The following is a 15,536-nucleotide window of genomic DNA, read 5'->3' as shown; positions in this document are numbered from 1 at the left end:
AAAGCAAGGCAGTATTTAGTGCGGGGGGTAATTTAAATCAGTGTTTATTGCGCCCAAATAGTACAGTTAATATTGCCATTAGTATTAGTGCCCCAGGTCTCTGCCACCATAATAGCCGGAATATTTAACTGACCAAGAGTATAGCCTAAACTACTCCACTTGTTATAGTGGTTGGCAAAAGTAATGACGCGATTTTGTCCGGTAGTAACTTTTGTAACTCTGGAGCTGTAAATCTGTCTGAAGCCATCACCGCCATCGATATTTTTACCTGTCACCCAACGGGTCCATACGTTATAGCCTGCACCATCGCTTTCAAATGTTCCTAAATAGGTGCCGGTATGAGGCGATACTGCACCCCATGTTTCGTTCACATAATACTCATAATAAGGATTTCTGGTCCATCCGTACCAGCCGAAAGTACCACCACCGGAATTTGAATAAGTACCGAGATTATATCCTATTTTGTAGGATGTAGAACCTACAGAATAACCTTTGCCGCACGTAAAATTGCCATTAAATCCGTTCCAGTTAACGCTGTAATTTCCGCCAGGGCCATTTGCGTAATTAACTGTACCGGTAGCGCCATCACTTTTCCAAAGTGACCAAAAGAAGCCGTTATGTGTACCCGATTGGTAGAATTGGGCCGCGACTTCAGCTTTGGAAAGACGCTCAATACCAACTACCCCAGGTTGGGTTTTTGCCTCTTTTTTACAGCTTGTTAAAATTGTAGCGCCTGCAAGTACAACGAATGCAGCAGCGCCAAAAGCAACCTTCCTGGTTACTCTTGTTAGTGGGTTTTGCTTTTTCATATCGTGGTTTAATTTGGTTAAAGAAGCAAAAAAAGCATGTTTAAAAATGGAACAATGCTAATAATCACCAAATTTGTTACACAAATGTTCATACCCTTTTTATTGTTAACCTCTCAAAAATGTCACAACTGCTCTGTAGCAGCAGTCGGTATAAACCGTTCTTTACGGTTGCCAGAGATCGGTTTCTTCGGTTGGATCAGTTTCTGCGATAATACCACAGTGGTACCGCTCTGCATTATTTTACTGGCTTTCTGAAGCCCTTGCCAGTTTATCTTTTACATCTTGCAGGCCGGGATTTAATGCAAGCGCCTTTTTATAGCAAATAATTGCCTTTGAACGATCACCTTTTTTCAGGTATGCATCGCCCAACTGGCTAAAGGCAGTTGCTGATGCGGGGTAGTTTTGGGTATTCATTTCCAGTAAACTTATTGCATTATCCAGTGCTCCATACTGGGTTATTATCCTATGGCAGATAATAATCAGGCTGAAGGATGTACTCTTTGCTGAAATGCAACAATTGCATCAGTAGCATGCAAATAGCCTCCTGCGCTATGGATGGTGTTCTTTATATCGCGCGCAGCATACCTGATCGATTCGCTTTGGAATACTGTTGTCACAGCCTCACGAAGTGCTTCGGCTGTAAAATCTGTACGGTCAAGAATAAGGCCCAGATGCAGATCCCGTACACGTTCTGCTGTTGTTACCTGTTCTTTTATAGATGGCAGAACAACCATAGGTACACCATAATACAGGCTTTCCATTGTGCTGTTCAAGCCGCCATGAGTAACAAAAACATCCACATGAGGGAGTAGGGCGGTTTGGGGAACAGAGCGCTTTACAACAAAATTATCGGGAATGGGTTCCAGTGTATGTAAGTCGATCTGATCTCCAACCGACATTACTACGGTCCAATCAGGTGCTGAAAAAGCAGAGAAACATTTACGGTAAAAATCCGGTTCATTATTTCGTAATGTGCCCAGTGAAATATAGATCCTGATTGCTGGTGACTTGCTGCTTTGGGCTACCGGCCATGGGATTGATGGTGGCGCTGTAAAGGAGGGCCCTACAAACAGAAAACGCTCATCGAATTGCGCTGCATCAACCTGGAATGTTTTTGGTAGAAATACCAACGTTAGCCCGGGTACTTCTGAAAATATCTCCTGAAGGGTAAGAGCAGGGAGCTGATACGATGTTGTAACCGCTGCAAGCGCTTCACTGGCAGCATGTGCAAGTAATTTGAAATCCGGGTCAGTAAAATTTTCAATAATCTTTTGTTGTAGCCTGGGACTATGAAAGGGGCGGAAGCCGATCGCGGGTAATCGCAATATCCGTGCTGCGAGCCTGGCCGAAAGCAGCATAGTATTAAATATAATACAGTCAGGGTTTATATTTTTCAACCTGGCTATAATTTCCGGCACTATACGGGGCGATTCACGCGCCATTAAAAACGGTAAAAGTGCAATCTCTTTGTCCCCGGGAGGCGTTGTATTCTGACTTCGTGAAGTTCCAGGTAATATGACCGGGATGCCACCAGCTTTTTGTATGGCGCCGGCGAAGGATTCGCCGATAAAATAATAAACCTTATGGCCACGTTTGCTTAGCTCGGCAACGATGGGGAGCGTTGGGTTCACATGACCATATGCTGAAACATTGAAAAAAACGTAAGTGGGCATATTTCTTATATTCCTATGTGGGCATGATATCTTTCACAAAGATAAAAATCTTTTAAGATCAAACTCCAAAAGGTTTAGTACCATAGGGATCACGCCTTACTAATTACTTGATCGTATAATCCTTTACGTCCACTTCCGATAACCTGAAATATCCATAGGCAAAGTTTTCGAAATGGGTCTGGTTAACGATATTTCCTCTCACCGAACCCGGTGTTGTTTGAAACGGGCCGCTACCAGATCCGGATGCTGCTAACAACTTTCTGAAATAATCATAGTATCTCCTGGATATTCCATACAGCCGGATGTTTACCGGATCTCCTGCTTTCAGATCTTCGTCAGAAAAATATTCCTGCATTAGTTTGCCTTGACTGTTCTCATCATCTTGTGTTTTATAATCCGGAAACTTTGATACAGGTGATAGAATACGGTGCAGATAGTAGTTTTCCTCACTGCCATTATCCTGGTAGTAGTAGGTGATTTCCACTTCATCACCTCCAAATCCGCCATCATCATTCTGTTCAATATTATTTTCAATATCCGGTACGCCTATACAAGTTTCGGTTGCGGTATAAGTTTCCCCATTTAAAACTACTTTTAATGTATAAGTTTCCCCGATAACAGGATGGAAATTGGAGCAGATATATTCTCCCGTACCGGGATTTTCTGTAAAACTAAAAGCAGTATTTGCTGAATTTGTTACAACAATATCCGCTCCTGAAACTGTTGGGAATGTAGGGCTGTAATATCCCGTTGTGGTGGAGAGTATGATTTTCTGCTCATTGCCTGTCGTACCCTTTATCCAGTCAATCGATGCGTCAATTACCAATTTGGGTTCTGCTGTTTCTAAATCCACTTCCACTACTTTTGTGCAGGACAGGAGAAAAAGACAGCATGAAACAACCAGGTATTTAAGTATATTCTTCATTTTTATATTATTAGAATTAAAATTTGAAATTGTAAGTCACGCCCGGAATGATACCGAAAATGGATATCCTCTTTGCTTCGCTCAAGCCTGTTTCCCTGTTTTGCTCGAACATGATAGATGCGGCGTTGCCTCTGTTGTAAACATTGTAAATACTGAACACCCATTCACCTTTCCATCTTTTTTTGCTGTCAGGTTTTGGTGTGTAGGTTGCCGATAAATCCAGATGATGATAAGCCGGGAGCGAATTAGCGTTTCGCACTCCGTAATTCCCAATCGTAATTCCCTGGTACTGGTATTTGCCGATGGGAAAGGTTGCAGCTTTTCCTGTTTGGTAGGTAAAAATGCCGCCAAAACTCCATTTTTTTGTCCGTTGATAAGCGGCTGTAAGTGAAAAATTATGCGTTTTATCGTAATTGGCGCGATACCATTCGCCGTTGTTAATGCCAGGTTCTTCTGCATTTCTTCCCGGTGTGCGCTGCTCGGCTCTGGAAAGTGTGTAAGAAAGCCAGCCTGTCAGTTTCCCGGTATTTTTCTTCAGCATCACTTCAAGACCGTAAGCCCTTCCCTCGCCATTTAGCAATACCTGTTCTATGGCTTTCTGGGCAATCAATTCGGCACCGTCAATGTAATCTGCTTTGTTTTTAATTTTCTTGTAAAAAGCTTCTGTTTCCAGGGAATATTTTCCATTGCTGAAATTTCTGAAATAGCCCAATGCAACCTGGTCAAGAATTTCGGGTTTCAGATATTGGTCGCTCGGCGCCCATATATCGAGTGGGGAGACGGAAGCTGTGTTGGAAATTAAATGGATGTACTGGCTCATCCTGTTATAACTCGCCTTAATGGATTGGTCGTCATTTATGCTATAAGAAACTGCCAGACGGGGTTCTAAATTTCCAAAACCAGTAATCTTTTTGTTTTTACCGTAGTATGTTACACCCGTGGGCGTTCCTTCCTCATAAATTTGTAACGTGGGATTGAAAACTACTGCCTGATTATTGGCATAATTATTTACATTCTGTTCCCCCAATCGCAGGAAATTGCTATATCGCAGGCCATAATTCACGGATATTTTATCCGTGAGTTTTTGCTCGGCACTGATATACAATGCATTTTCCCAGGCGTATTTTTTTTCAAGCTGGTCGGCATTGATAGGCGATTTTTCATCCATAGGTTTTATGGTGCCGGGATTGAACTGGTAGTAGATGGAATTGAGACCATAATTCAAAACCAGCTTATCAGATACACGATGGTTAAAATTGTACTTCAGATTATAGTTACGGATGTCCGATACCCAATCAATGCCAACATATTTTATCTTCAGGCCATAATCGTACTTACTGTAAATGATTGATGCATTGGAAAAAAGTTTCTCGGAAAAGATATGATTCCAACGAAGATTAAAGAATGAGTTTCCATAAGTGTTACTGAAAAAATTGCTGAAATCCATTTTATCCTTGCCGAAATATCCTGAAAGAAAAATCCTGTTATTGTCATTGATGTTATAATTCAGTTTGGCATTCAAATCGTAAAAAGAAACAGAATTGGGGTTGTCAGCCAGTTTCATAAACAACTGGGCATAAGAAGTACGACCAGCAACTACGAACGAGCTTTTACCTTTTGCAATAGGGCCTTCTGCCAGTAATCTGCTCGAAATAGCCCCAATTCCCCCCGTTACGTGATATTCCTGGTTGTTCCCTTCTTTTTGATAAATATCCAGAACAGAGGAGGTGCGCCCACCGAAATTAGCAGGTATTCCACCCTTATACAATTTCAAATCTTTAATCACATCAGCATTAAAAACGGAGAAAAAGCCGAACAGGTGGGAAGTATTGTAAACAACGGCTTCATCCAACAATATCAGGTTACCATCAACCGAACCTCCCCTGACGTTAAAGCCTGTTGCTCCTTCCTGTGAAGTGGAAACTCCCGGAAGTTGCAGAATCGCTTTTAAAACATCAACCTCACCCATAACTGCCGGCATCTTTTTGATGGTGGCGATAGAAAGCTTATTCACACTCATTTCCGGGTTCCGGATGTTGGTTGCCGGACTATTGTATTTTATCACGACTTCATCTAAGGTTCTGCTTTTTTCAAGCATCGAAAAATTCTTCTTGGTGTTTCCTGTCAGCGTGATATGTTCCTCGATATTCTCAAATCCTATACAGCTGATAACGATTGTATATTCCCCTTTGGGCAGGGTGACAGAATAAAAGCCATACGAATTGGTAATTGCCGAAACTTTTGCTTCAGGAATGAAAATGCTTGCGCCGATTACTGTTTCGGTGTTTGTTTTCATGGTGACTGTTCCACTTAATGTCACTTTCTGTTGTGAATAGGCCCCGAATGAAACGGTTATAAGCAGCAGTATATAAATAATCTGGTATCTCATCTTTTAAAAATCGATTTAACAGTTGTAAATTCGACACAAAACTATTCCTTTGGATAACTGCCTTTTTTTAATTATACCAAATGCGGTATCTTTTATAGCAAAGTATGCCGGGGTACTACAAAATGTATTTCTTGTCTTATGCGTTTTTATAATGTGTCTTGTTTTCGTATAAAAAGCAAACACTTTCGTATAAAAAGCAGATCAGACCAGTGCTTTAATTGTTAAATTTGTTCTATACAATTTTATAATGAATGATTTTAGCCATCAGCAGCTTATTAGCGAAAACGTGCTTTTCCGTTTCCTGATTTCACCCGACCGCAGAATATTCCGGCATTTGCTGCTCATTGTTTTTATAGGTGCTGTGTTGTACAACAGCACTCCCGTAATTGACAACCCGATAGTGATATTTGTATATTTTATTGCATTATTCTATGTAAATATGTACGTGCTGGTGCCAAAGCTTTTGTTCAGGAATAAGAATATTGAATACTGCCTGTCTGTGATCGGTATCCTTGTTGTAGTGGCTGTTTGTGGTTATTTTTTTAATCCTTTTAATAAAGAAAATGGGCTGAATATCCCGCTTTTTTCCTTCCTTACCGTGCTGCTGTTAGCGGCTTCATCTTCCATAAAACTGTTTCAGAAGGGAATGATGGACAAGCAATTGATCTACGAGCTGAAACAGTCGAAAACTTATGCAGAACTGGAACAGTTGAAAAATCAAATCAACCCGCATTTTTTGTTTAATATGTTAAACAATGCCAATGTTCTAACGAAGAAAGATCCCGAAAAAGCCTCGGAAGTTTTAGTGAAGTTGAGCGATTTACTTCGCTATCAACTTTATGACAGTGCAAGAGATAAGGTGTTGTTGACTTCGGATATTCATTTCCTGGAAGATTTTTTAAATTTGGAGAAAGTAAGGCGGGATAGTTTTGATTTCCTGATTTCAAAAGAGGGAGATTTGAGCGGTGTGCAAATTCCTCCCTTGCTGTTCATTTCGTTTGTGGAAAATGCTGTGAAGCACAATAATGATGCAACAAAATCGTCTTATGTGAACCTGTATTTCGATGTTAGAAACGATGAACTTTTCTTTAAATGTATCAATTCCAAACCTATGGTTAAATCTGTTAGTAATACAGGCGGATTGGGGCTGGCAAATGTTAAACGAAGACTGGAGCTTTTGTTCCCGGCAACACATAGTTTAAGTATCGAAGAAGACTCAGAAAGGTATTACGTAACTTTAACCATAAAGCTATGACCTGCATAGTAATAAAAGAAAAGAATTAAAATATAGCAGACGATTATTTTGTTATATAGTAAAGCGTAAAAAGTTATGAACTGTATTATTATTGATGATGAACCATTGGCGAGAGAAGCCATAGAGATGTTGATTAACAAAACAGACGATTTAGATTTAATCGGTTCATTCAACAGCCCCGAAACCGCCACCAATTTTATAGAAAACAATACAGTTGAGTTAATCTTTCTTGACATACAAATGCCGGGAATTAACGGAATTGAATTTGCCCGGACCATTCCAAAAGAAACATTTGTGATTTTTACAACCGCCTATTCTGAATTTGCTACCGACAGCTACGAGGTAGATGCGATTGACTACCTGATAAAACCCGTGAAATTAGAACGTTTTCAAAAGGCTGTTGAAAAAGCCCGTACCTACTCCAAATTATTAAAGGCGGACTACACCAATAACAATATTGAACAGGTAGCAGATGATTTTTTCTTTGTGAAAGCAGACCGGAGAATTTTTAAAGTCTATTTCAATAACATACTTTTTATTCAGGGCTTAAAAGATTATGTGGTAATGCACAGCGAAAATCAGAAAGTAATGACGGCGATGAATATCAAAACCATCTACGATCAATTACCCAAAGATATGTTTGTGAGAGTAAGCAAATCCTATGTCATCAATGTTAAGCATATTGATTCTGTGGATAATAACACCGTGTACATAGGTACAAACGAGATCCCCATCGGAAGTATTTACAGGGATTTCTTTTTCAATGAGTTTGTAACCAAAAAGATTGCGAACAGGTAGGTTCACAACGTCCCATTGTTAGCGCCCATTATCTTCTTTTGTATAAAAACCAGCCGGTTTCGTATAAAATGAATTTTAGCCGTTCCCCTATAGGCTATTTTAGCAGCATTTTATCAGAAGTCCTTTTACAGACGAAGGAATAAGTTAAAATGTATGACTAAAAGTTTTCTAATGCTGATCATCTGTTGCATATACATCAAAGCGGAGGCCCAGGAGGAATGGACATTGAAGCATTGTATAGCGTATGGTCTGCAAAATAACCGGAATGCCAGAATTTACGCTAATCAGAAAATAGCTGCCGATGCTAAAGCCAGGGAGGTTCTTGCCGATTATCTTCCCAAAGTGAGTCTTACTTCAATGTTGGATAACAATCTCAAATTGCAGCAAAATGTTATTCCAGCCGGAGTGCTGGGGCCAAATGAAATAAAGGTATCTCTTACACAAAAATTTAATTCCAATGCCCTTGCACAACTCGACCAGGTATTATACGATCAGTCATTGCTGACGGGCCTCAAAGCAAATAAACTCAATAGGGAACTGGCGGATCTCAACATTCAACAGAGTCAGGAATCAATTATCTACAATATTAGCGCTGCCTATTTTCAATTGCTGGTGTACCGGCAACAAATTCTGCTGTTACAGTTTAACAGTAAAACCTATGAACAACAGATAGATATATACCGTTTGCAGGTGGCCAAAGGTGTTGTATTACAGAAGGACCTGGATAAGGTGTCCGTGGATTTCAATAACACAATGTCGCAGATCAGGGTAGCTGAGAGTAATTTTCAATTAGCGGAAAATCAATTAAAATTCGAGATGGGATATCCTATTGATGATAAACTTCCTGTTAACCTGGTTGCTGCTATAGCGCCGCTGGCTGGCCCGGAGGATTCGCTGGCCAGTTTTTCTCCTGCCGCCCGGATTGACTATAAGGTATCATCCGCTAATATCAGATTATTAGAGATAGAACAGGCCCGCATTAAAGCCGAGGGCCTGCCCAAATTGACGGGATATGCGCGTTACGGCGCCGTTGGATTCGGCAACAAACCGGGAGGCGCCTATGATGAATTACTGCCATACTCGGCGGTCGGCTTAAAACTCACGATTCCGATATTGGACTTCTATAAACGTAATGCCAGGCATAAGCAGGCCGTGATAAGCCGGATCAATGCAGAGGAGAGTTTGAAGCTTTCTGAAAGTAGGTTCACCGTTGAATTTGAAAATGCCCGGACGAAAGTTACCCAGGCCCGGACCAATATGGAAAATGATAAACGAAATGTGGACCTGGCCGAATCAGTATTTAAGGTAACGAATCTTCAATTTCAGAAGGGTACCACTGATTTGAATGACTGGTTAATCACCCGGAATTCCCTCCAGTCAGCGCAAAATAATTATCTGAACGCTATGTATAGTTACTACCAGGCCCGGGTTGATCTTGAAAAAGCCGCGGGTACATTGAAAACATTTTTAAATTCTCTTTAACTGCGATGAAAAAAAGAATCGTATTGATACTGGTGATCATTGTAATGTTAATTGTTATGGTGTTCATGTTGGCATATAATAAAAACAAAATTGCAGCGAAAAATTTACCAGCTAAAACCGGAGATATCCGTATACCTGTTACTATTTACACTGTGAAGTCAGAGATCATGCTGGCGCGCCTGGTGAAAACCGGTACACTGGCGCCTTTAAGAGAGTCCAGGGTGTTCTCTGCTTCCGGTGGCCAATTACAGAGAGTGATGTTCAGTTTGGGTGATCATGTTAGGAAGGGCCAGTTACTCGCTGTTGTTGATAGCAGATTGCTTGCGCTTGACTTGCAAAAGGCCGAGACGAATGCGGCGAAGTTGGAACGGGATAATAATAATTACAGGGAACTGCTGGAAGGAAACGCTGCTACCCCTGAAAAGGTGGCGGGCATACAACAAAACTATAATGACGCAATGAACCTTGTTCAGCAGATACGAAAACAGATCGCCGATGCAAGCATTAAAGCGCCGGATGATGGTGTTATTGCTTCCAGGCCGGTTGAACAGGGTACATTCATAGGGCCCGGAACAGAAGTGGCTTCAATAGTGAATATGTCTTCACTGAAAGTACAGGTAAACCTGACGGAGGACGAAGTTTACAAAGTAGCTAAAGGCCAGAAAATTGCTATCACCACAGATGTTTATCCGGGAAGGATTATTCCCGGGGTAGTAACTTTCATTAGTCCACAGGCTAATCAGGCATTCAACTACCAGGTTGAAATTACGGCGCCTAATGATAACTCCATGCCGCTGCGTGCAGGTACATTTATTAATGCTGATTTCTCAAAGAAAACGGAACGGAAAGTATTACTTGTTTCGCGGGAAGCCCTGATTGAAAGCACTACCGATGCAGCCGTTTATGTGGTGATAAATGGCAAGGCTATCCTGCGGAAAATCAGTGTAGGTATAAATTATGGAGATGAACTGGAGGTATTGGATGGTTTGGAAGAAGGGGATAAGGTAGTTATTTCTGGTCAGGTTAACCTGAAGGACAGTGCTTTAATTAATGTTATTAAGTAAAGAATAATAGGTATGTCAATTACTGAAATCGCCATAAAACGGCCACTGTTGCTTATTGTAATCTTTACAGTACTGATCCTGTTTGGTATTCAGTCGTACCTGAGTTTAAATTACAATCTCCTGCCCAAAATTGAGGTGCCTACAGTTTCTATCAGCACAATCTATCCGGGGGCTGCAGCGGCTGAAGTTCAAATCAATGTTACAAAAAAACTGGAGGATGCGGTTTCCTCGGTGGAGGGGTTGGATCAGATTAGTTCAACTTCTCAGGAAAATCTTTCAGTAATTACCATTTCTTTCAAGTCGGGAACCGATGTGGATAAGGCAGAACGTGATGTTCAGCGAAAAGCTGATCAAATTATCAGTGAGTTACCACTTGATGCTAAAAAGCCAAGGATAAGTAAAGTCAACCTGGATGAAACGCCGGTTATTAAAGCCGGCGTTACGGGGAATTTGCCTCCCCGGAAAATTTTTGACCTGGTCGATAACCAGTTGCGCCCGGTATTACAGAACGTTCCCGGAGTAGGACAGGTTAACATTATTGGAGGAGAAAAACGGGAGATTCAGGTAAATATAAGGCAAGACAGGCTTTTGGCTTATGGGCTTTCCATTGGGCAGGTGACAAGCGCTATCAGTAATGCAAATCTTTCATTTCCTGCCGGGAGCATTGAAACAACAAACAGGGAGCTTTCCATCCGCTACGATGCAAATGTGGATTCGGTCGGGGAGCTTCGTAACCTGATCATTTTGCAACACCCCACTCAGGGCGCCATAAAATTAGGCGATATTGCTGATGTATCAGATGGGGCGGCAAAGCCTGCAGCCATCAACCACATAGATGGGATTCCATCAATTGGTATTCAAATCATTAAGCAGAGTGACGCCAATGCGGTAGCAGTAAGCGACGGGGTAAAGAAGTGTTTTACTGAGTTAGAGAAACAATACCTGGGGCAGAAACTGCGGTTTAATGTTTCCTCGGATCAGAGTATATATACATTGCATGCAGCTGATGCAGTTATGTTCGACCTGTTTCTGGCTGTAATAATTGTAGGTATTGTAATGCTGGCTTTTCTCCATAGTGTGAGAAGTGCATCATTTGTACTGATCGCTCTTCCATCTTCTATCATTCCTACATTTATTGCCATGTACCTGCTGGGATTTTCCCTGAATCTAATGACGTTAATGGCAATGTCGTTGGTAGTGGGAATTCTTGTAGACGATTCAATTGTGGTGCTGGAGAATATTTATCGCCATATGGAGATGGGGGCTGATCGCCGGAAGGCAGCATTGGAAGGGCGAAATGAGATTGGTTTTACAGCCTTATCTATCACATTGGTGGATGTGGTGGTGTTTCTGCCGCTGGCATTAGCCGGCGGGATGATTGGAGCAATTTTACGGGAATTTTCTCTCGCCGTTGTTTTCTCAACACTGATGAGTCTCTTCGTATCATTTACCATCACACCTTTGCTGGCAAGCAGGTTTGGGAAACTGGAGGAGCTGTCTGCAAAAAGTATTTGGGGAAGGATTAATTTGAAGTTCGAGTACTTTATCGAAATGATAAAAGAAGAATATGGTAGATTATTAAGGGTAGTGTTAAGAAGAAAGAGATGGTTACTGATGCTTGTAATGTGCCTGATATTTGGATCCATTGCATTGATCCCGATGGGGTTTATTGGAGCTGCGTTTATACCGAAGGCGGACCAAAGTGATTTGATCCTGAATATGGAATTGGAGCCAACAGCAAGTATTTATAAAACTAATATGAAGGTGCAGCAGGCGGAGAAGATTATCCGGGAACAACCAGAGGTAAAAAAGATCTTCTCCAGTATAGGGTTTGTGAGCGGAAGCGTGGCTGGAGCATCATCAAATGCCAACCTGGCTGAACTGACGATTGGCCTGGTCGATAAGAGCCAGAGAAGTAAAAGTTCCGAGGAACTCGGAATGTATCTGCAACAAGAATTAAGTAGCATCATAGAAGGTGTGAAGTTTACAGTAGCCTCCACTTCAATAACCGGAAATGTAAGTAACGCGCCGATACAGATAGCCATTAAAGGTGTTGATCTGAGAGACATCCGGCAGGTTGCTGATGAGTATATGAAGGTTGTGGCAGATGTTCCCGGGACGCAGTTTGTAAAGCTGTCTGTAAAGAACAGGAAACCTGAGGTAGATATCCGGCTCAATAGGGAGAGAATGAGTCTCCTCGGACTTAATGCGGGTGCTGTTGGTGCGGCGCTACAGAATGCATTTAGTGGGGACGATAAAAATCAGTTCAAACAAAATGGGAATGAGTATGATATCAGGATAGGGCTGGATCAGTTTAGTAAATCGGATGCCAGCAATATAAGGAACCTGCCGGTAGTAAACGCTGATGGTCAAACAATACTGCTGCGGCAATTCGCGGATGTTGAAGAAACGCTGGGAGAAACCACGCTTCAGCGTATGGATCGACTCGGATCAATTACAGTGCAGGCAAACGTTTCCGGGCGGCCAACGGGTACTGTAAGCGCTGAAATCAAAGCTAAGGCAAAATCTATAAAGGTGCCGGAAGGGGTTAGTGTTCAGTATCTGGGAGATTCCAGGAATCAGGCAGATGCCTTTGGAAGCCTTGCCCTGGCACTTATCACCGCAATCGTACTGGTGTATCTTATTATGGTGGCGCTTTATGAAAACGCGGTGTATCCGTTTGTGGTGTTGTTTTCGATACCGGTGGCACTGGTTGGCGCATTACTGGCGCTGGCGCTTACGATGGAAACATTAAACATCTTCACGATTATCGGAATGATTATGCTGTTGGGGTTGGTCGCTAAAAATGCTATTCTCCTTGTCGACTTTGCAAATAAACTCAGAGAGGAAGGATTTGAAACGGTGGAAGCATTGATAGAAGCAGGCAGGGAGAGGCTTCGCCCGATTCTAATGACAACGCTTGCGATGATTTTTGGCATGTTACCCATCGCAATGGCAAAAGGCGCCGCGGCTGAGATTAAAAACGGAATGGCCTGGGTAATCATTGGAGGGTTAACAAGTTCTATGATACTCACGCTTTTTGTGGTACCGGCTATGTACCTGATTGTGGATAGTATACTTGTCCGTTTTTCCCGTCACCGTAAGAAACCCGCTATCGGGTACTTTTCATAAGCAGCAACAAGGCTGCTCATTCCGGGCAGCCTTAATTTTTGCGGCGGGTGGAAGAGGAGAGGATAGAACCAGTTGATATCTTTCTGAACACTTATGGGGTGCAACAACACATAAGGTGTAAACAGATGTAGGTTTGCTAAAAGGGCCCCGATATTTATCGGGGCCTAATTCTACCTGGTGTGTTACCTGTTTTTGGTTTGATTTTCTTAATTTTGTAAGATGATCAACAAAACTGAAACCACGGTTGCCCGGTCTTATACATCGGATTTGAAACTGAAAGGATTTAAGGTCCACGAAATTTCAGGTATCTCAAATCCCTCACAACCCCACGGCAGGCGTGACTTTTATAAAATAGTGCTGGTCACCGGTGATATGATCATTTACCACGGTGACGAAACGATCGAAATGAATGATACGTTTTTATTTTTCGCCAATCCCAATATACCTCATACGGTAGTGGATCGTTCCACGGAAAAGAAAGGGTATGCCTGTTTGTTTACGGAAGCATTTTTCTCCGGAAGGGAACGAACGGAGATCTTACAGAACTCTCCATTATTTCGTTTTGGCGTGTCACCGGTAGTTCGTCTTAACAGGGAACAGGCGGCGTTTTTAACCGGCTTGTATCAAAAGATGCTGTCGGTGCACAGGAGTGATTATCATTACAAAGACGAATTGCTCCGGGGCTGTATAGAGCTGATCCTTCACGAAGCGTTAAGCATTCAACCATTACAAAATGAGCTGAGGCAAAAAAATGCTGCTACGCGGATTACCTATCTCTTTATGGAATTATTGGAGAGGCAATTCCCGGTCGATAACACCGGAGATCCGCTGAAATTAAGAACGGCCCAGGACTTCGCCGCAACCCTGTCTGTACACGTAAATTATCTCAACCGTTCGGTAAGCGCTGTTACCGGTAAACCAACCTCGGTACACATAGCGGAACGTATTGCCTCAGAAGCAAAAGCGCTGTTGCGACATACCGATTGGAGTGTGGCCGACATCGCCTACAGCCTGGGTTTTGAATATCCCACCTACTTTAACAACTACTTTAAACGTGTTACCGGAACTACTCCCCGGTCATTCAGGACGAGTAAGGTTTGAAAGTCATACTTTTTGGTTTGATTCTCTTTAACAGGAAGGCCCATGTAAGCCGGAACTTTGTATTAATAAAACAGGATGAGGAAGTCATAAAAACTACACTCACTTTTAACTATTAATTACAAAGGATTATGAAAAAAGTATTGATTACCGGGGCCAATAAAAGCATTGGGTTTGAAACCACGCGGCAGCTGCTGCAAAAGGGATATTACGTTTATTTAGGTAGCCGTAACTTAGCCAATGGCCTTGAAGCCGTAGAAAAACTCAAAGCTGAAGGGTTGAATGAAGTGGAGGCCATACAAATAGATGTAAACAACCAGGCATCAGTAGATGCTGCGCGTGCTGAAATAGGCAAAAAAACCAGTGTACTGGATGTGCTTATTAATAACGCGGGCATTAGCGGCGGTCTTCCGCAAACGGCGACCGGAACAGATATTGCCGTTTTCCAAAAGGTGTTTGAAACCAATTTGTATGGCGTGGTAAGAGTTACCCGGGCTTTTATTGATTTGCTGCAAAGCGCTCCGCAGCCCCGCATCGTAAACGTAAGTTCAAGTATGGCATCGCTTACATTGAATAGCGATCCTACCTGGCCGTTTTATCATCATAAAGGCGCCGCTTACCTTCCGTCGAAAACGGCACTTAACATGTATACGGTGACCCTGGCTTATGAACTCCGTGACACGCCATTTAAAGTAAATGCTATTGACCCTGGCTTTATTGCTACCGATTTCAATAACCACCGCGGAACCGGCAGCGTGGAAGAAGCCGGGGCACGTTTGGTTAAATACGCTACTATCGGCGATGATGGCCCCACAGGGAGGTTTTTTAGTGAGGAGAATAACCCTGTTACCGGAGAGATACCCTGGTAGTGGCAGGCGCCTGGTGGCGCTGAGGGGACCCCTATGAATGAC

Annotated in this window: 12 protein-coding genes; 7 read left to right on the top strand and 5 right to left on the bottom strand. The window is 42.4% G+C overall.

All coding sequences use genetic code 11. From position 1 onward, the window contains the following. Positions 1-44: 44 nt before the first annotated feature. The 5 genes from V7S65_RS09535 to V7S65_RS09515 all read right to left on the bottom strand — a co-directional run bounded on the left by V7S65_RS09535 (position 45) and on the right by V7S65_RS09515 (position 5,796). Positions 45-809 carry a glycoside hydrolase family 11 protein gene (locus tag V7S65_RS09535; protein WP_336388429.1) on the bottom strand — a complete coding sequence of 255 codons (765 nt, stop codon included), beginning with the start codon at positions 807-809 and terminating at the stop codon, positions 45-47. Positions 810-1,049: 240 nt separating this feature from the next. Next, positions 1,050-1,223 carry a tetratricopeptide repeat protein gene (locus V7S65_RS09530; RefSeq protein ID WP_336388430.1) on the bottom strand — a complete coding sequence of 58 codons (174 nt, stop codon included), beginning with the start codon at positions 1,221-1,223 and terminating at the stop codon, positions 1,050-1,052. 65 nt (positions 1,224-1,288) lie between these two features. Next, positions 1,289-2,482 carry a macrolide family glycosyltransferase gene (locus V7S65_RS09525; RefSeq protein ID WP_336388431.1) on the bottom strand — a complete coding sequence of 398 codons (1,194 nt, stop codon included), beginning with the start codon at positions 2,480-2,482 and terminating at the stop codon, positions 1,289-1,291. A 103-nt stretch (positions 2,483-2,585) separates the two neighbouring features. Beyond that, positions 2,586-3,335 (bottom strand): DUF4249 domain-containing protein, encoded by a 750-nt coding sequence (locus tag V7S65_RS09520; protein WP_336388432.1) that lies wholly within the window; start codon positions 3,333-3,335, stop codon positions 2,586-2,588. Positions 3,336-3,423: 88 nt separating this feature from the next. After that, positions 3,424-5,796: a TonB-dependent receptor gene (locus V7S65_RS09515; RefSeq protein ID WP_336388433.1), complete on the bottom strand. Its 2,373-nt coding sequence runs from the start codon at positions 5,794-5,796 to the stop codon at positions 3,424-3,426. Between the two features lie 439 nt (positions 5,797-6,235). Here V7S65_RS09515 and V7S65_RS09510 point away from each other — a divergent pair, with 439 nt between their 5' ends. The 7 genes from V7S65_RS09510 (at position 6,236) to V7S65_RS09480 (ending at position 15,494) form a co-directional block, all read left to right on the top strand. Further along, the gene (locus V7S65_RS09510; protein WP_227024548.1) at positions 6,236-7,051 is read left to right on the top strand and encodes a sensor histidine kinase; all 816 of its coding nucleotides are present in this window, start codon (positions 6,236-6,238) and stop codon (positions 7,049-7,051) included. Positions 7,052-7,126: 75 nt separating this feature from the next. Beyond that, on the top strand, positions 7,127-7,849 hold the full coding sequence (locus V7S65_RS09505; protein WP_336388434.1) for a LytR/AlgR family response regulator transcription factor: 723 nt from the start codon (positions 7,127-7,129) through the stop codon (positions 7,847-7,849). A gap of 153 nt (positions 7,850-8,002) precedes the next feature. Beyond that, on the top strand, positions 8,003-9,331 hold the full coding sequence (locus V7S65_RS09500) for a TolC family protein (RefSeq protein WP_336388435.1): 1,329 nt from the start codon (positions 8,003-8,005) through the stop codon (positions 9,329-9,331). A gap of 5 nt (positions 9,332-9,336) precedes the next feature. After that, on the top strand, positions 9,337-10,395 hold the full coding sequence (locus tag V7S65_RS09495) for an efflux RND transporter periplasmic adaptor subunit (protein ID WP_336388436.1): 1,059 nt from the start codon (positions 9,337-9,339) through the stop codon (positions 10,393-10,395). Between the two features lie 12 nt (positions 10,396-10,407). Then, positions 10,408-13,527, top strand: a complete 3,120-nt coding sequence (locus tag V7S65_RS09490) for an efflux RND transporter permease subunit (RefSeq protein WP_336388437.1) — start codon at positions 10,408-10,410, stop codon at positions 13,525-13,527. Positions 13,528-13,746: 219 nt separating this feature from the next. Then, complete coding sequence (locus V7S65_RS09485) at positions 13,747-14,628, top strand: helix-turn-helix domain-containing protein (protein ID WP_336388438.1); 882 nt, start codon at positions 13,747-13,749, stop codon at positions 14,626-14,628. Between the two features lie 128 nt (positions 14,629-14,756). Further along, positions 14,757-15,494: an SDR family oxidoreductase gene (locus tag V7S65_RS09480; protein ID WP_336388439.1), complete on the top strand. Its 738-nt coding sequence runs from the start codon at positions 14,757-14,759 to the stop codon at positions 15,492-15,494. The last annotated feature ends 42 nt before the right edge of the window (positions 15,495-15,536 follow it).

The organism is Chitinophaga sp. CCNWYY40 (genome assembly GCF_037483205.1).
Lineage (GTDB): Bacteria > Bacteroidota > Bacteroidia > Chitinophagales > Chitinophagaceae > Chitinophaga > Chitinophaga ginsengisegetis.
This window is presented reverse-complemented; position numbering and strand designations above follow the sequence as displayed.